The sequence below is a fragment of the Nocardia acidivorans NBRC 108247 genome (assembly GCF_001625085.1).
GTDB lineage: Bacteria > Actinomycetota > Actinomycetes > Mycobacteriales > Mycobacteriaceae > Nocardia > Nocardia acidivorans.
Map to the genome: position 1 here is coordinate 1 of NZ_BDAW01000019.1, position 17737 is coordinate 17737.

General features: G+C 67.0%; 18 protein-coding genes. 6 read left to right on the forward strand and 12 right to left on the reverse strand.

The annotated features are described in order from the left end of the window. Positions 1-247: cobalamin biosynthesis protein (locus NA10_RS11775; RefSeq protein ID WP_174562506.1), on the forward strand; the 247-nt coding region annotated here is incomplete at its 5' end. Between the two features lie 121 nt (positions 248-368). Continuing rightward, positions 369-1322 carry an RNA polymerase sigma factor SigJ gene (gene sigJ, locus NA10_RS11780; RefSeq protein ID WP_067567170.1) on the forward strand — a complete coding sequence of 318 codons (954 nt, stop codon included), beginning with the start codon at positions 369-371 and terminating at the stop codon, positions 1320-1322. A 47-nt stretch (positions 1323-1369) separates the two neighbouring features. Here the strand turns inward: sigJ and ald are convergent, their stop codons facing one another. Both ald and NA10_RS11790 read right to left on the reverse strand, forming a co-directional pair. Further along, entirely contained in the window at positions 1370-2470 is a 1101-nt protein-coding gene (gene ald / locus NA10_RS11785; RefSeq protein WP_067567501.1) for an alanine dehydrogenase, read from the reverse strand. Between the two features lie 303 nt (positions 2471-2773). After that, the gene (locus NA10_RS11790) at positions 2774-3556 is read right to left on the reverse strand and encodes an MBL fold metallo-hydrolase (RefSeq protein WP_067567172.1); all 783 of its coding nucleotides are present in this window, start codon (positions 3554-3556) and stop codon (positions 2774-2776) included. 71 nt (positions 3557-3627) lie between these two features. Here NA10_RS11790 and NA10_RS11795 point away from each other — a divergent pair, with 71 nt between their 5' ends. The 4 genes from NA10_RS11795 (at position 3628) to NA10_RS11805 (ending at position 6346) form a co-directional block, all read left to right on the forward strand. Then, positions 3628-4599, forward strand: a complete 972-nt coding sequence (locus NA10_RS11795; protein ID WP_067567174.1) for a GlxA family transcriptional regulator — start codon at positions 3628-3630, stop codon at positions 4597-4599. A gap of 154 nt (positions 4600-4753) precedes the next feature. Continuing rightward, entirely contained in the window at positions 4754-5269 is a 516-nt protein-coding gene (locus tag NA10_RS11800) for a gamma carbonic anhydrase family protein (protein WP_067567176.1), read from the forward strand. Positions 5270-5412: 143 nt separating this feature from the next. Then, entirely contained in the window at positions 5413-5586 is a 174-nt protein-coding gene (locus tag NA10_RS37520; RefSeq protein ID WP_169812566.1) for a hypothetical protein, read from the forward strand. Between the two features lie 127 nt (positions 5587-5713). Further along, positions 5714-6346, forward strand: coding sequence for a TetR/AcrR family transcriptional regulator (locus NA10_RS11805; RefSeq protein ID WP_084514548.1), 633 nt, complete (start codon positions 5714-5716; stop codon positions 6344-6346). Between the two features lie 37 nt (positions 6347-6383). Here NA10_RS11805 and NA10_RS11810 read toward each other — a convergent pair whose 3' ends face one another. From NA10_RS11810 to NA10_RS11860, 10 genes are all read right to left on the reverse strand, one after another. Further along, on the reverse strand, positions 6384-7748 hold the full coding sequence (locus NA10_RS11810; protein WP_245677155.1) for an acyltransferase family protein: 1365 nt from the start codon (positions 7746-7748) through the stop codon (positions 6384-6386). Further along, positions 7745-8644, reverse strand: a complete 900-nt coding sequence (locus tag NA10_RS11815; protein ID WP_084514549.1) for an SGNH/GDSL hydrolase family protein — start codon at positions 8642-8644, stop codon at positions 7745-7747. Before NA10_RS11815 ends, NA10_RS11810 begins: the two co-directional genes overlap by 4 nt. Before the next feature lie 11 nt (positions 8645-8655). Further along, on the reverse strand, positions 8656-9039 hold the full coding sequence (locus tag NA10_RS36650; protein WP_157556401.1) for a hypothetical protein: 384 nt from the start codon (positions 9037-9039) through the stop codon (positions 8656-8658). A 519-nt stretch (positions 9040-9558) separates the two neighbouring features. Further along, complete coding sequence (locus NA10_RS11830; RefSeq protein ID WP_067567184.1) at positions 9559-11058, reverse strand: MFS transporter; 1500 nt, start codon at positions 11056-11058, stop codon at positions 9559-9561. A gap of 274 nt (positions 11059-11332) precedes the next feature. After that, complete coding sequence (locus tag NA10_RS11835) at positions 11333-12160, reverse strand: thioesterase family protein (RefSeq protein ID WP_067567509.1); 828 nt, start codon at positions 12158-12160, stop codon at positions 11333-11335. Positions 12161-12444: 284 nt separating this feature from the next. Then, entirely contained in the window at positions 12445-13344 is a 900-nt protein-coding gene (locus tag NA10_RS11840) for a MerR family transcriptional regulator (RefSeq protein WP_307188387.1), read from the reverse strand. Beyond that, complete coding sequence (locus NA10_RS11845) at positions 13344-14867, reverse strand: flavin-containing monooxygenase (RefSeq protein WP_067567188.1); 1524 nt, start codon at positions 14865-14867, stop codon at positions 13344-13346. Before NA10_RS11845 ends, NA10_RS11840 begins: the two co-directional genes overlap by 1 nt. Beyond that, a complete protein-coding gene (locus NA10_RS11850; RefSeq protein ID WP_067567190.1) occupies positions 14864-15784 on the reverse strand; it encodes a ferritin family protein in 921 nt (306 codons plus the stop codon). Before NA10_RS11850 ends, NA10_RS11845 begins: the two co-directional genes overlap by 4 nt. A gap of 1 nt (position 15785) precedes the next feature. After that, positions 15786-16673, reverse strand: a complete 888-nt coding sequence (locus NA10_RS11855) for an SDR family NAD(P)-dependent oxidoreductase (RefSeq protein WP_067567192.1) — start codon at positions 16671-16673, stop codon at positions 15786-15788. A gap of 1 nt (position 16674) precedes the next feature. Further along, positions 16675-17667, reverse strand: a complete 993-nt coding sequence (locus NA10_RS11860; RefSeq protein ID WP_245677156.1) for an alpha/beta hydrolase — start codon at positions 17665-17667, stop codon at positions 16675-16677. Positions 17668-17737: the final 70 nt, after the last annotated feature.

Genomic DNA, 17737 nt, shown 5'->3' on the forward strand with positions numbered 1-17737 from the left:
GTGGCGACGCGATGCCCGCAAACATCCGAGCCCGAATGCCGGTGTGGCCGAAGCCTCCATGGCCGGTGCGCTCGGCGTGCGGCTCGGCGGCCGCACCGAGTACCGGCACGGCATAGAGATGCGCCCGACCCTCGGCGACGGCCCGTCCCCACGCGTCGCGGACCTGCGCCGCGCCGTACACCTCTCGGAGGCCGTACAGCTCGCGAGCGTCGTGGCCGCCGCGGTGATCGCGGTCGTCCGAGGCTGATGCGAACCAGCTGCCCCGCACCGGGCGACCGTGCCGCACCGGGCGAATGTCACAGTGTTGAGGTCTGTTCCGTCTGTTTCGTGAGGGTCGCCCGGATGGGCCTAATGAAAAATGGTGAGGAATGAGCGACGAACGGCACGGGGTACCGGATCAGGCGGAGTTGGCGCGGCGGTTCGAGGAGCATCGGAGTTATCTGCGGCGGGTCGCGTACAGCACGCTGGGCAGTTTGAGCGATGCCGACGATGTGGTGCAGGACGCCTGGCTGCGGTTGCAGCGGTATTACGAGACCAGCCCGGACGGGGCCGAGATCGAGAATCTGCGCGCTTGGCTGACCACCGTGACGGGTCGGCTCGCCCTGGATCACCTCGGATCGGCGCGGGCGCGGCGCGAACAGTATGTCGGCGAGTGGCTGCCGGAGCCGGAGATCACCACCTGGGATGATCCCGCCGACCGCCTCTCGCAGGATGAGCGCGTGACGACCGCGCTGCTGGTGGTGCTGGAGTCCCTCTCCCCCGCCGAGCGCACGGCCTTCGTCCTCCAGGATGTCTTCGGCATGACCGGTCCGGAGGTCGCCGATGTGGTCGGCCGCACCCCGGCGGCGGTGCGGCAGTTGGCCTCTCGCGCTCGCAAGCATGTGGAGTCCGGCACCCCGCGCTTCCCGGCCAGCCCGGACGAGCACGAGAAGGTGGTGTCGGCGTTCGCTGTGGCCTGGCGCTCCGGCGATCTGAGCGCCCTGCTGGGCGTGCTGGATTCCAATGTCACCTTCACCTCCGACGGCGGCGGCAAGGTCAATGCCTTCCGGGATCCGCTGCACGGTGCGAGCACGGTCGCCGAGACGCTGCTCGGTTTCCTGCGTTTCGCGGGCGAGGTCGGTGGCGCGTGGGGCCGTTCGGTCATTGTCAACGGCCGCCCCGGACTGGTGGTCTTCGACGGTAAGAACACCGGCGTCTTCTCGTTCACCATCGACGAGGGCCGCATCACCAATATCGATGTCGTCCGCAACCCGGATAAGTTGCACAACCTCCCCGAGGACGGCGACCCGGATTGGCTGCTCGGCGAGAAAGCCGCCGAATAGGCGAAAAAGTCGGGCCCGCAATCATATTCGAGTGCGGGCCCGTTCGTTCAGTTACCCACGGGATGCAGTCCGTGCGCGGCGGCGACCTCCGAGGAGTAGAGCTTGCCAGCATCGGCGGTGAGCCCCTGGGCCAGACCGTGATCGGCATCGCAGGCGGCGCGCCAGCCAAGATCCGCGATGGCGAGGACGTACGGCAGGGTGGCATTGGTGAGCGCCACCGTCGAGGTGTGCGGTACCGCGCCCGGCATATTCGCCACGCAGTAGAAGAGCGAATTCGCCACCGGGAAAGTGGGTTTCGCGTGGGTAGTCGGGTGTGAACTCTGAAAGCAACCACCCTGGTCGATGGCGATGTCCACCAGCACCGACCCCGGCCGCATCAGCGCGACCAGACTGTCCGGCACCAGCTTCGGCGCTCGCGCACCCGGCACCAGCACCGACCCGATCACCAGATCGGCTGCGGGAACTGTCTTCTCGACCTCCGCGGCATTGGATCCGATGGTGGTGATCCGCCCGCCGAACCGCGCGTCGAGTTCACGCAGTCGCGCGATATTGGTGTCCAGCACCGTAACTCGCGCACCCATGCCCACCGCAACGCTCGCCGCGCTGGTGCCCGCGACACCGCCGCCGAGCACCAGCACATCGGCGGGTCGCACCCCTGGCACCCCGCCGAGCAGGACGCCCTCCCCGCCCTGCGGCGACATCAGCTGATGCGCCCCGACCTGGGTGCCGAGCTTGCCCGCGACCTCGCTCATGGGCGCCAGCAGCGGCAGTGAGCCGTCTGCGGCGCGCACCGTCTCATAGGCGATGGCGGTGATACCCGAGCCGAGGATCGCCTCGGTGCAATCCCGGGAGGCCGCGAGATGCAGGAAGGTGAAGAGCACCTGGCCGGCGCGCATGCGCGAATACTCCTGGGCGATGGGTTCTTTCACCTTCAATATCAGGTCCGCGGTGCTCCAGACCTCGTCCGCGGTGGGCAGGGTGCGCGCCCCGGCGCCGAGGTAGTCGGCATCGGAGAAACCCGATCCGATGCCCGCCCCGGCCTCGATCAGCACCCGGTGCCCACCGCGCACCAGCTCGCCCGCACCGGCGGGGGTGAGCGCCACCCGGAACTCCTGCTCCTTGACTTCCTTCGGAACCCCAATTTGCATACCGCCATCGTGTCCCACCGGCTGCTTCCACGCCACGACCGCCACGACCGGACTTCCGCAATCGATCCGGCGGTCACCGGCCGGGAATGAAAATGCTGCGCTCGTTCGCGGAACGGGCGCAACATCTTCCGAATGCGGCTGCGGGGTGTGGATCCCGGCCACAAGCATGCCGGGATGACGGGGGTTGGCACTAACTGGTGGCGGGATAGGCACTGACGCTGGCAGCACTAACGGGTGACCGGATGGGCACTAGCAGTAACGGGCACTAGCGGATGGCGAGGTAGGCACCAGCGGTGGCGGGCACTAGCGGGTGGCGAGGGTCAGGGTCTCGCCCGGGGTGGGGATGCGGAGTTGAGCACTGCGGCCCGCGTACTCGAAATTGCGGGCGAGGTAGTCGAGGGATTCGGAGAAGTGCCCCCAGCCTTCGCCGTGCACCGGGACGATGACCGCATCGCCGAGGGCCGCGGCGGCGCGGACCGCGCTACGACCGTTCAGGGTGACGTCGCTGTCGCCGAAGCGGTCCACATTGGCCGCGCCCACGAACAGGATGGCCACATCGATGCGCCCGATCCGATCGGCGATCTGCCGCACCAGATCCACCGAGGCGTTGTCGCCGGAGACGTAGACGGTGGGCAGGCCGTCGCCCTGCAGGATGAAGCCGGTGACCACACCGGAGAGCGCCTGCGCGCCCTCGGGACCGTGCAGTGCGGGCACACCGGTGACGGTGACGTCACCGATCCGTACGGACTCCCAATTCGCCAGGCCCTCAACGCCTTCCATACGCGCCGCGGCATCGGGGGTGGAGAGCGTCCGCGCCACGGTCGACAGGAATTCGCGCCCGGAGTTATCCAGATTGTCGGCGTGCTGATCGTGCGAGAGCAGGACCGCGTCGACCGCCCCGACCTGTTCGACCGGGATGGCCGGTCCGGTCAGCTTGTGCAGGGTGATCGGCCCGGGGTAGTCGCCGGGCGCGTCGAACGTGGGATCGGTCAGCCAGGTCAGATTGCCGTAGCGCAAGCGCACGGTGGGTCCGCCGATGTGCAGGATTTCGATGGTGGCGGTGGTGCTTTCGATCGTGTTCGTCATGGGTTAGAGCTTGGCGCAGCGCACGAGGGCGCAACAGTGGCCCGAAGGCCGGGTATCGATAAGATCGGGCCATGCGCTCCGTTGCCGTGCTGGCGTTCGATCAGATCAGTCCGTTCCACCTGTCGGTGCCGAGCCTGGTGTTCGGCCGGGTCGGCGCGGGCGGTGAGGCGCCGTACCTGGTGGATGTCTGTGCCGAGGAGCCCGGAATCCTCAGTACCCCGGCGGGATTCGACATCATCGTGCAGCACGGGCTGGACACCCTCGAGCGCGCCGAGACGGTGATCATTCCGAGCTGGCAGCGGCATCGGGCGCTGACCGAGCCGACCCGCGCGGCCCTGCATCGCGCGCACGCCAATGGTTCCCGCATAGTCGGCCTCTGCCTGGGTTCCTGGGCGGTGGCCGCCAGCGGTTTGGCCGACGGCCGCGAGATCACCACGCACTGGTCGGCCGCCGCCGAATTGGCCCGCGCCTATCCGGCCGTGCGCGTACGCGCCGATTCGCTCTGGTCCGACCACGGCGATCTGATCACCTCCGCCGGGGTGGCCGCCGCCCTGGACTGCTGCCTGCACCTGGTGCGCAGCGATCTGGGCAGCCGGCGCGCCACCGAATTGGCGCGCGCCCTGGTGCTGGCACCGCATCGCAGCGGCTCCCAGGCGCAGTACATTCCGGTCGCGGTCCCCGAGGCCGTCGACGACGATCCGATCGAGCACGCCATGGTCTGGGCGCGAACCCATCTCGACGAACCCGTCGACCTCGACACCTGGGCGCGCACCGCACTCATGTCGCGCCGCACCTTCACCCGCCGCTTCCGCGACCGCACAGGCTCCAGCCCGCAGCAGTGGTTGCTGCAACAACGCCTGGACCATGCTCGCCTGTTGCTGGAGTCCACCGACGAGACTATGGAGCGCATTGCCGCCGAGTCGGGTCTGGGCACCGCGGTGAACCTGCGTCACCACTTCCATCGCCAGCTCGGCACCAGCCCTGCGACCCACCGATCACTGTTCCGACAGTCCCGCCTCCCCGAAACTTCAGCGGCCGGCTAAGTGCCACACGGGATCAGCACCCGCAGCGGCGGTCGGGTGCCCCACATGTTCTGGGCGTGCCCCCGGAGTTACCCCGAACCTACGAAATCAGGCATCACCTCTCCCAACCACGGGCCGATGCCAGCCGCAACGATATGGACGATAAGTTCCCCCTATGAGGATTCAGCTGGGTGATAACGCGCCGCAGATCGACCAGAGCGCGTGGATCGCGCCCAATGCCACCGTGATCGGCCGGGTGCGGCTGGAAGCCGATGTGAGCGTGTGGTACTCGGCGGTGCTGCGCGGGGATCTGGAGGACATCACCGTCGGCAAGGGCACCAATATCCAGGACGGCTGCGTGCTGCACGCCGATCCGGGTTTCGCCTGCACGGTGGGCGCGGGAGTCTCGGTGGGGCACAACGCGATTCTGCACGGCTGCACCATCGGGGACGATGTGCTGGTGGGGATGGGTGCGACGGTGCTCAATGGCGCGGTGATCGGGGCGGGGAGTCTGATCGCGGCGAACGCGCTGATTCCGGAGGGCGCGCGGATTCCGCCGCGTTCGCTGGTGGCGGGCGTTCCGGGCAAGGTGCGGCGTGAGCTGGGCGAAGCCGAGCTGGATCGGATTCGGCTCAATGCCGCGGTCTACCTACACAACACGAGCCTGCACCGCGATGGTCAAGAGGTCTGAGAACGGGTGTCGTGTGAGAACAGCCACACTGAACAAGCGACCATATCGAACCGCTGTTAGCATTCGGCGAAGCGTTCCCGGCGGCCCGGGCTGTGCCGTCGCTTGCCGGGTGCGTGCTCAGGGCTAGCAGGAGGTTTCATACGGTGTCGTACGAGCAGAACGGTATGCACCGACGGCGGATCAGCGTCGCCGATATCGCGGGCGAGCCGGGGGGTATCGAGGCGCTACAGCGTCGAGTTCACGAATTGCGTTCCAATGGAATCGATTTCGCCGCGAACGCGATAGAACGCGAGATGGCGGCGCTCAACGTCCAGTAACCGGACAGTAGGTGCACGGCGGGGCCGGTACGCGCGCACCGCGATGCGATAATGCGGGTTGACCTTTTCCGCCATGGCCGTCGTCACCGCAGCGTCGCGGATGCCAACCGACTCGACTGGAGACTCGATGCCGTCCGTGCCCGCCATCCTGCAGCGCATTCTCGAGAAGCCGCGCGCAGAAGGCGAACAGCTGTTGGAGAGCGCGCTCTCGGCCTTCCTGGACTTCGGAATCAAGCGAACCAGTATGGGAGAGATAGCGCGTCGCGCGGGTATCAGCCCGGCGACGCTGTACCGCCGCTTCGAATCCAAGAACGATCTGGTCGAGGCGGTGAGCGTGCGCGAGGCGCAGCAGTTCATCGCCGAGATCGACGCGCGGGTGCGGCAGGTCTCGCACAATGGTGAGGCCGGGGAGGAGCAAATGGTCGAGATCTTCGTCGCCTTCATCACCAATCTGGCCAATAACAAACTGCTGCAACGACTCCTGCGCACCGAACCGGATGTGATCCTGCCCCGGCTCACCACCGATGCCGGACCGGTGCTCGCGGTGGGCCGCACCTACCTGGCCGAAAAGCTGCGCGCGCTACAGGAATCGGGCAGCGTGCCGGATTTCGACGCCGATCTGGCCGCGGAAGTCCTTGCCCGGCTGGGGCAATCACTGGCGCTCACCCCGGAGGGGCTGATCCCGCTCGGCGACGAACAGGCCGCCCGCGAGTTCGCCCGGCGCACCATTCTGCCCATGATCGGCGTGCCTCGCCGCTGAGAGCCCGGCCGGTGGATGCGGCACCGGCCGCATGAGATCAACCGGCGCGCACCGACTTCGGTTCGGCCCGGGACCGCCCGGCGAACCGGCGCATGACGGGGACGTCCACCAGGTGGTAGAGCAGCGCGCCGAGGGCGAGCGAGGCCACCAGGCTCAGCAGGGAGAATCCGGCCCAGCCGAGAATGCCGAATTGTCTGCCGCCGATGAGATATCGGGTGATCACCACCATCACCGGTAGCTGTACCAGGTAGAACGCGAAGGTGATATTGCCCAGCCATACCAGGCGCGGATGCGAGGTGATTCCCTTGATGCCGTGCATATCCCGTGCGCCGAGGGTGGCCACGACCGCTGTCATGGGCGCGAGCATGACGGCCGACATCTTGTAGTTGACCGGCACCAGCCAGGTCGCGGCATACGAGAGTGCGAGCACCAGCAGCGGAATCGCCAATCGCGTATTGCGCCAGCGGCCTTCGAGCACCATGCGCGCGGCCAGCACGCCGAGGTAGAACTCCGGCAGGCGGGAGGCCGGGAAGGTGTAGCTCAGCCAATACGACGGGGAGACCGGGATATTCGGCTGTGCGAACCACGCCGGTGAGGAGTGCAGTTCGTAGTACGGCGAGGTGTCACCCGGAACCAGCCGGGGCACGAAGATGTTCGCGATGCCCTTGGGGCCGGGCACCCACAGGTAGTAGGCGGTGTGCAGGGCGAGCACGAAGAGCACGATCACACCCATGGCCAACAGCAGCCGCCGGGTCGGAATCCGCCGAATCAGCGGGAGCGCCAACGGAAAACTGAGATAGAACAGCACCTCGGCGGCGAGCGACCAGGACGGCACATTCAGCCCGCCGACCATGGTCCACTTGGGCACCCAGGTGTGGATGAGCAGTGCGTTCGGGGCCCAGACCACGAGCCGGTGCAGCGGAACCCCCGCCGCCACAATGAATGCCGCCGCACCCAGCAGATGGGTCGGATAGATCTTGAGCACCCGCCGCCGGTAGAACCCGCGCACCGAGGCCCCGGGCCGGAACGACCAGTAGATGATGAATCCGGACAGGACGAAGAAGAACGTCACACCCCCCGCGCCCAATTGCATGGGAATCCACTGGTGGATGGTCCGGAACAGCTCCGACTTCTGGAACGGATACACCGGCAGGAAGACCAGCGCGTGCACCAGGAATACCGCGCACGCCGCCCACCAGCGCGCCCCGGTCAGCGACGGCAGTGCGGGCCGTTCCCGATTCGCCCGCGCCGCAACACTTTCCGGGACCACGGGCGCGTCCAGCACGGTCGCCGCACCCGCCATCCCGGCATCCGCACCCGCCATTCCCGCGTGCCCACCCGTCATTACGGCATGTTTTTGACCGGGATCGCCCTCGGTCAGCTCGATTCCGGTCGTCGTCATCGGCCGTACCGCTCGTAGGCGGCGTTCGCGACGACCGCGTCACCGTGCGCGGAGGGGTGGAAGGGCAATCCACCGATATCGGTGCGATAGTCCAGCACCCCGTTCAACCACGGGTCCGCGGAACACAATCCGTGGCCGAGGGTCGGGGTCCGGGTGTCGAGGAAGTCGATGCCGAGCAGCGAAGCCGCCTCGCGCTGGGCCCGGTCGATGCGATCGAGGTATTCGATCGCCGCCCGCCCGCGCGGCTGAATGAACGGTGCGATCCCGAAGAGGCTGATGCACACGCTGTCCTGTCCGGACGGGAACAGCTCCGGATACCCGACCAGCACGATGCGGGCATTGGGTGCGTAGTACTTGATGTAGGTCACCACATTGCTGATCCGCTGCGCGAACATCGCACCGGAGACGCCCCGGTAGTCGGTCATCCGCCCCTGTTCGGCCGCCTCCGGCCCGCATCCGTCGATCAGATCGAAAATACATTTCTGCAGCGACCACCACATGATCATGTCGGTGGCGCCCCACCGGTCGTTCAGCCCGATCTGCAACGTCACCAGTTTGGTGTTCGGCCCGAAAGCCCCTGCCTTATCGGCCTTCTGTGCCTCCATGGCGAGGGTGTAGCCGGGCGGGGTGTCGATGGAGGCGCCCGGACAGGAGGCGTCCATATAGTCGTCGGTCCGCATCAGCTGAACCAGTTGCGCGGGCCAGGAGGTCTCACCGTGCACGCATTTGACCTCCTCGGAGAGGAAGTCCCACTTATTGGCGGTGAATGAATCACCCAGCACCACAAGCTCTTTGCCCGCGGGCGCGGGGTCGGCCCCCGCGACCCCGGATCCGCTGATCGTCGCGGCCACCACCAGGGCGACCGCGCACGCCCATATCCCACTCCTACCGAACACGTTTCAGCTCCTCAGTACCCGGCGCGCGGTTCGAATCCGGGCACGTCCAGGGTCGGCGGCGCGGGCTTCTGCACGGTCTGCGCGGGCTCCTGCTGCACCGGTTTGGGTGCGGTGGGTTGCGGGGCGGGCGGCTGCGCGGGCTCGATCGGCTGTACAGCGGGCGCTTCGGTCGGCGCGGGCGCCTGCGTCGATGCGGGTGCGGGCGCCACCGGCGCGGTGGTCACGGGTGCGGCGCTGGTCACCGGCGCGACCGTCGCGGTGGTCGTCGTCGGACTCGGCGATCCGCCCGATTCGCTGTCACTCCCGCAGGCCACCGCCCCGCCGATCAGCAGAACGGCGCCGGCCGCGGTCGCGATGGCGCGAACGGTGGATCGGAGTGGGGCACAAGGTTTCATGGGGACCCTCGAATCATGAACTGAAGTGTTCGCTATTCACTCCAGCGGAAGTGTACAAACCTCCGAGCCCCCACCACCCCGATTCGCCCAATCCCCCCGCCCCCATTTCCTTGGGCACCCCCGAACCCTCCGACCAGCGGAAACCAGCGGGGTTAACCAGCCGATCACTGCCGCCGCGGGGACGCCCGCCGCAGACGAAAAATCGGTAGCGGATCCCTACTTCCGCTACCGGCGTTCCTTCGTGCGGTTACAACCGCGGCGACTCAGATATTGCCCACCGTCGCCGCAGCGCTACCGGCTGCTCCCGAGGCAATGGCGCTACCTGTGCACAGCCCCGCGAACAGAAGAGCAAGAAGCATTCGGATTACCTTTCGAACAGTGCGTGATCCCTCGGTGTCTGATGAGGACAATTCGAAAAGTACTGCCCTGCAAGCATTTATCCGATGGCCTGAGCGATTCTCCCGGTAACCTCCATGGCGATCCCCAGTAACCTCCAAGCCCCCGCCGAACCCCGGTGTGCTAGGTCGAGAAGGGTGAGCCCGCTCCCTCGGCACGGGTGCGGCCGCGGCGGCCGGTCGCGGCCAGCGGCAGGGCGATATCCTCCAGCGAGCGGCCCTCGGCGTCGACGGCCAGGGCGCGCGCGATCAGCCCGCCCGCGATCATGACGGCCGCACCGAGCAGATAGCCGAGACAGAGCCGCCCGGGATGTGAGCCGTCACCGATGAGCGCGCCGTAGATGACCGGGCCGAGCGCGCCGAAACACTGTGCGATGGCGAAGAATACGGCGATCGCCTTGGCGCGGACCTCGAGCGGGAAGATCTCGCTCACGGTGAGATAAGCGGCGCTCGCACCCGCCGAGGCGAAGAAGAATATGACGCACCAGCAGATCGTCTGGGTGACGGCATTGAGCACGTCGGCGTAGAACAGGCCCGCCGAAATCGCCAGCAGCACACCGGCGAGCAGATAGGTGCCCGAGATCATGGTGCGCCGGCCGAGGGTGTCGAAGAGATGTCCGATGGTGAGCGGGCCCACCAGATTTCCGACCGCGAAGGCGATCAGATAGATCGGCGTGGATTCGGAGGGGACGCCGTAGAACTTGCCCAGCACGAGCGTGTACGTGAAGAAGATGGAGTTGTAGAGGAAGGACTGGCTGATCATCAGCGATGCGCCCAGAATGGAGCGCTGCGGATATTCGCGGAAGAGCACCCTGGTCAAAGCCAAGAAACCGATCTGGGTGGCGGGCTTGACCTCCATGGCCTTCGATTCGTCCACCGGCGGAAGGGTTTTCCCGGCGGCCTCGACCTCGTGTTCGATCTCCTCGATGGACTGCTCGGCGGCCTCCGCGCGACCGTGCATGATCTGCCAGCGCGGGCTCTCCGGCAGATGCCGCCGGACCAGCAGCACGACCAGTCCGAGCACCGGACCGATGAGGAAACCGAGCCGCCAGCCGATGGACAGGCTCATCTGATTGAGCAGAATATAGGTGCCGATGGTGCCGATAATGGCTCCGGCCCAATAGGTTCCATTGACCGCGATATCCACCCGCCCGCGATAGCGCGCCGGAATCAGTTCGTCGATGGCGGAATTGATGGCCGCGTATTCACCGCCGATGCCCATACCGGCGATGAATCGCGTGATGTACAGGAAGGCCACCCAGCCCGCGCCATTGCCGAGCGTGAGCGCGGTGAGACCGCTGCCGATCAGATAGATCGCCAGCGTCACCATGAACAGATTGCGCCGCCCCAGCCGATCCGAGAGATGCCCGAACAGCAGCGCCCCGACGACCTCACCGGCCAGGTAGACCGTGGCGATCAATCCGACCGCCGCCGAGGACATTCCGAGTGTCTCGGGTTTGGTCAGGGTATCGGCGACCGCGCTGGCGACGGTGATCTCCAGCCCGTCCAGCACCCAGGCCACCCCGAGCGCCACCACCAACCGGGTATGGAATCTGGACCACGGCAGCCGATCGATCCGCGCCGGCACCAAAGTCCGCACCACCCGACCCGCCACCTCAGTCATCCCGACCTCCAGTCCGAACCTCGCAAAGTTCCGACTACCCGGCCCGGGCCAGCGCAAACACCACGCCGTCGACGAACACGCCCGGGCGATCAGTAGCGGCACAGACCTTACCGCCGCGAAGACGGACCGCCCCGGGGCGCGCCGACCCGCATGGCCCGGCCGACGGAATCAGCCGGGGCGGCAGCACCCGGGGCTTGGGATGGGCGAACGTCGGTGGCGCAGGAGCGAACTCCCCATGCCAGGGCCCAAGCCCACAGACGCAACCTGGCCCGTGCTACCCGGCCGAAGCCGGTCGGTCGCGGGCGCGCACCTCGAGGATCTGGAGGGCGCGGCCGATCGGCCCCCGCTCGTCATGCAGGACGGTGGAGCACATGCCGACGCCGTCCGGGCCGATGGAGGTGGCGACCGACAGCCCGATCCAGTCGGAGACCGGGAGGCGGAACAGATCGACGGTGAGGTCGGTGTTGAGGAACGTGTACTGCGCCGGATCAAGCTGCGCGCCGATCCCATTGGCGATATCGGCGACCGCGAAGACGCTGCCCAGCGGCGTCACCGGCTCACCGTCCACCACTTCGCTGTGCGAGCGCACCCAAACATGGCGCGCCCCACCGGAATCCGGCAGCGCGCGAATATCGACGGTGCGCACATAGCCGACATCCCAGCCCTCCGGAACGTCCCAGCCGACCTGCGCCGAAGGCGGAACCGGCGGTAGCGGAGCGTCTGCCGCCAGCGCCACCGCGGCGGTATCGGTGGTGGCGATCCGCCACGCACTGGCCTTGGCGACCACCCGCCGCGCCCCATCGGGCAGCAACGCGGCGAGCTCGGCCGCTACCAATTCGATCCGCTTGCCGGGCCGCTCCACCCACGCCCGCACATCGATCTCCGCCACCGGAATCGGCCCGAGAATCTCCATGGTCAGCCGCGTAACCCGCATACCCTCGCGCGGCGCACACCGCTCCACCGCCCGAGCCAGCAATGCCGAAGGCGGCGCACCGTGCTGCATGGTGTGCGCCCACACACTCACCGTGGACTCGGTAGCCAGATACCGCTCGTACCCACCCCCGACAGCCCCGAGCGGCAAAAAGTAAGCGGGCATAGCCACCCGATCGCCGACAGCGGCGTCATCACTCCAGGTCATCTCACTCACTCGGCTCACCGCGCCAACGTACCAACTACTTCGCTCGGCTACCGAACCCGCACGCGCCCAGCCCCGCGCTCCGCGATCACAGCACGAATCCTCCCGCTCTCCCGGCACGAATCCCCCGTCATCCCGACATGCTTTTGGCTGAATCCACACCCGCGGCGCATCATCCGATTGCGTGGATCCCGGCCAAAACGCGCCGGGATGACGGGGCTTACCCATCCGGGGGCCGACGAGGACTTCGCTCAGTCCTGGGCCGGGCGGGGTGTGCGTTGTTCGGCGGCGGATTCGAGGTAGGCGCCAAGTTCGGAGTGCAGGACTCGGTCGAGGGCTTGGGCGAGGGAGTTCTGGACCGCGGTGACGCCGAGTTCGCGGAGGTGGTTGAGCATTTTGGCGGTGGCGGCTACTTCGGCGTCGGTGTCGGGGAGCCAGCCGGGGCCGTGTTCGGCGACTATCTGATCCTTCGCCGCGACGACCATGCGGCTGGCTATGTCCTCCACACGCTCCACCACGGCGGCGTAGACGTCGATGAGGCCGGTGAGGTTGTAGCCGTAGCCGTGCAGGTCGGCGAAAATGCCCAGCAGTTCGGGCTGGGTGAATTCGACGGTCTCCTCGTGCACGCGGGCCAGGCCCAGATCCGCGAGGCGGTCGAGTTCGTCGCCGGTGACCGGGGAGACGTCGCCGCCGCCGAGGAAGGTGTCCAGGAGTTCACGCGGAACTTCCAGCGGCTCTTCGGGTTTGCCCCACGTCGCGGTGACCGCCTGTTGGAGGCCGAGGACTTCGGTGAGGTCCTTGCCGGTCTCCCAGCTGGTGATGAAATCGCCGATATGCGCGGTGGTGAAACCGCGTTGCAGCAGCGCGTCGATGATCTTGAGCCGGGCCAGATGCGAATCGTCGTAGATGAGCGCGCGCCCGACACGCCGGGTGGGCGCGGTGAGCAGGCCGCGCTCCTGATAGGCGCGCACATTGCGGGTGGTGGTCCCGGCGGCGCGGGCGAGATCGTCGATGCGGTACTCCGCCATCCTGGTCTCGCCCTCCCTGTCTCGCGGTCGCCGATCGGCGCTGGGCCCTCGCAGGGAAGGCATCGCCCATGCCACGGTGCGGGTGAGCACCGAGGGCATGGGCTGCGCACGTCGTGTCGACATTAGCCGAGCGAGACGGAGATTCCGTGGTCGGCACTCACGGTGCCCGCCGCGTCCCGGGGTGTGAGGACGTAGTCGCGCGCCTCCACCCGGGCCAGCTGCTTGACGAACTGGGTGCCGAAGCCCGGATACATGGTGGCGTTGAACCCGTCCTCGGTGAGATACCAGCTGCTGCAACCGGAGTTCCAGGTGGTGGAGCGCAGTCGCTGTTGAATCCGCGCGTTGTACGAGTCCTGCCGGTCGCGGCGCACCTCGAGCATGCGCAGATCGCGGTCGAGCAGCAGGCCGATGGCATCGGTCAGGTACTCGATCTGCGCTTCCATGTAGACCAGCGCCGAATTGTGCCCCGGCCCGGAATTGGGTCCGAAGGTCAGGAACAGATTCGGATAGCCCTCCACCGCCACACTCTTGAAAGCGTATGCGCCCCTGCTCCATTCGTCTCCGAGCACGCGACCGTCACGCCCGGTGATCGGAATCGGCGCGCCCGCCTTGGAGATATCGAATCCGGTGGCGAAGACGATGGCGTCGAACCGGTGCTCGATACCCTCGGCGGTGCGGATGCCGTGCGGGGACAGTTGTGCGATCGGCCAGGTGACCAGCTTGCAATTGTCGGCCTGCAATGCCGGGTAGTAGTCATTGCTGATCAGCAGTCGCTTGCATCCGGCCCGGAAATCCGGGGTGAGCTGACGGCGCAGCCACGGATCGCTCACCTGGGATCGCAAGTGCAACAGGGCAACCCGCTCCACCACCCGGGTCAGCGGGGTATTCCACACCACACCGAGCGCCACCGATTCGTGCCCCCAGAACCAGGCGTCGCGCGCCAGCTTCTGGGTGATCGGGGCCTGCCGGTACAGCTGCCTGGTCCGGGCGGCGGTGCGCCGATTCACCCGAGGCAGCACCCAGCCGGGGGTGCGCTGGAAGACCTTGACCGAGGCCGCGGTCTTCACCAACTCCGGAATGATCTGCACCGCACTGGCTCCGGTGCCGACCACGGCCACCTTCTTACCGGTGAAGTCGTAGTCGTGATCCCAGCGGGCACTGTGGATCTTGTGGCCCTCGTAGGTCTCGATGCCCGGAATCTTCGGCAGGCTGGCATTGGACAGCGGCCCGGAGGCCACAACCACGGTGCGCGCCTTGACCTTTCGCCGTCCGCGAGCGAAGGAGAGCTCCCACAGCCCGCTCATCTCGTCGAAGGCCAGTCCGGTCACCGTGTGGTCGAAGCGGATACTCGGCGCGATCCCGAACTCGGCCACCATGGATTCGATATAGCCGAGGATCTCCCCGCTCCCGGAGTAGGTGTGCGACCAATCCGGATTGGGGGCGAAGCCGTACGAGTACAGCCGCGACGGAATATCGCAGGCCGCACCGGGATAGGTGTTGTCCCGCCAGGTGCCACCGACGCGACTGTCCCGCTCGAAGATCGCGAAGTCGGTGATTCCCTTCTGCCGCAGTCGAATAGCCGCGCCGATACCCGCGAATCCCGCACCGATGATCGCCACGTCCAATGGCTTGACCGCGGCGCTCATGCGACGGGCTCGTAGGTGAGTTCCTTGGACCAGGTGGGCTGGGGTCCGAGGAAGCGTTCGGGAATCCGCGAGGTCACCTTCACCATGGCGTCGGCGAACAGGTGATACGGGTGATCGCGATTGATCACCCAGTTGGCGTGCATTTTCACGATCCGGTACATGGGCACGCGATTGGCGATCGGCGCGCGCTCGCCCACAGAACGGAACCGGCGCATGGCGGCGTAGAGCTTCTCCTCGTCCACGCCCATCTCGACGATATTGTCGCGCATCTTGTTCAGCAGCGGCACATAGCTGAGCACGCCCACGATGAACGACGGTTTGGCCCAGCCGCCCACCAGATCGATGGCGAGCTTGCGCGCGGTGGAATGCCCGAGCAGCTCCATCACCGCGTAATCGGTTGCCAGGTGCCGGGATTCGTCCGAGTTGATCCGCTTGAAAACCTCCTGCGCGACCGGATCGCTGATCTCATCGGTGATGAATTTGATCAGCGCGCCGTCCAAGGCCACCTCGAGCATGGGGATCACGGTGCCCAGGAATGAGAGCGACATATCGTCGGCATGCTTGTCCAGGAAGTCGATCACCAGTTTGACATTGATATTCGGCTCCGGGATCTCGTCCCCGTCGAGCATGCCCCACCGGCGCATCAGGGCCAGTTCGGCATTGGCGTGCCGCTGTTCCTCGGCGTGGAAGTACTTGTAGATCTGCTTGAGCGTCTCGGTGGGAGCCTTCTGCGCCATTGCCGCGAAACCGCGTGCGCCGACGTTCTCGATCCACATGAGATCGGCCATGAACGGCTTGAGTTTGGCGTGCAGTTCCGGGTCGATGAGTTCGGCTCCCGGTGCGTCCCACTCGATATCGGCCAGCGCCCACTGCTTGGACGCGATCTTGCCGAGCATATTGTCGAAGTCGAAGGACATGTCAGACTCCTGTCTTCAGTGCGGCGGTCTCCGAATCGTTCTGCGGGAGAACGCGATTCAGCACGCCGAGGGCATGGGTGTAGAGGGCCGGGAAGTGCCGCTTGAGCAGCCAGACCGCATGCGCGTCCAGCTGCGGCAGCACATAGAGGCGGCCGTGGTCGTGGGCATCGAGGGTGGTGCGGGCGACCCGTTCGGGCGAGAAACCGGTCCGGCGCATCAGCTCATCCGCCAGACGCGATGAGGCCGAACCGATTCGGCCGTCGCGCACCACATTGGTCTTGACGAAGGTCGGGCAGAGCACGGTCACCGCGACCCCGCTGCCGGAGAGTTCGGCGGCCAGGGTCTCCGACAGGGACATGACCCCGGCCTTGGAGACGTTGTAGACCGCCATGCCCGGTGCGGCGGCGAACCCGGCCGCCGAGGCGACATTGATGATCCCGCCCCGCCCGGCCGCGCGCAGCTGCGGCGCGAAGAGCTCACAGCCGTGCACCACACCCCACAGGTTGATGCCCAGCGCCCACTGCCAGTCGTCGAAACCGATGCCGCCCACCGGCTTTCCGCCGATGCCGACACCGGCGTTGTTGATCACCAGGGTCGGCGGTCCGCCGAAGACGAGTTCGGCCTGCGCGGCCAGGCTTTCGACATCCTCGCGCCGGGAGACGTCACAGAACACCGCGTGCGCCGGGCGGCCGTGCGTGCGCTGGATCAGCTTGACCGTCTCATCGGCGCGATCCTTGTCGATATCGGCACAGAGCACTTCCCCACCGCGCGCGGCGATTTCGAGCGCGAAGGCCCGGCCGATGCCGCTTCCGGCGCCCGTGACCACGGCCTTCGCATTATGTGTCCGGCGCGGTCCCAGGACCGGCAGCACACCGTCGAGAATTCCCATCTCAGCTCGCTTTCGGGGTTCGCGCGTCGTCCAACGCGGCGTGAATGAACTGCCGGGTGCGCCGAAGCGCCTGTGCCGCTTCAGGAACCAGCAGCGGCAGGGCCTGGAAGACGTGGATGCGGCCGGGCCAGAGCTCGAGCTCGCAATCCACTCCGGCCGCACGGGCCATATCGCGCAGGTGCACCGCGTCGTCGGCGAGCATCTCCCCCGCACTGGCCTGCACCAGCAGTCGCGGCAGCGCGGCACCGGGCGGGATGGTCAGTCGCAGCCGTGGTGAATCCGCGTGCTGCCCTTCGGTATACAGCTCGATGAGCCGCCGCCCGACCGGAGCCGGAGCCATGGGATCGGCCAGCCGCCGATCGCGCTCTTCGGCCAGGGTGAGCGTGAGATCCATGACCGGCGAGTACATGAAAACCCCGGCGGGCTGCGCGATATCCCCGCGCAGATTCTGCAGCAGCAGATCCAGCGCCAGATGCCCGCCCGCGGAATCCCCGCCGATCACCAGATCCGCTGCGCGATAGCCATTGTCGAGCAGCCAGCGGTATCCGGCCTCGACATCGTCGGCCGCCGCCGGGAACCGATGCTCGGGCGCGAGCCGATAGTCGATCAGGAAGACCGGCAGCCCGGTCGATTTGGACAGCCGCGAGGCCAGCCCGCGATGCGTGCGCGCCGAGCACACCACGTATCCGCTGCCGTGAATGTAGTAGATGGCCCGTTCGCCCTGGGCGACCCCGGCCGCGCGAACCCATTCGCCGCGTACCGCGCCCGAGCGCACCGGCGTGACCCGGGTGCCCGGCAGTACCGGCCCGAAGGCCGCCATCACCCCGGCGATCAGCCCTCGCCCCGCCGCGATGCCCACCCGATTCGGTGGCAGCACCCCATTGATTCGTCGCAGTCCGACCACCGACGCCGATGCCGCCAGCCTCGCCTGTCGCGAGGCCGATACGGGTACCACCGCCGATCCGAAGGTCGCCATTGACCCTGTTCTCGTCATGCCATGAGAATCATCCACCAATGCGCCAGTTGTCAATGGCACATTTAGAACAGAGATTTATCGGATCGGC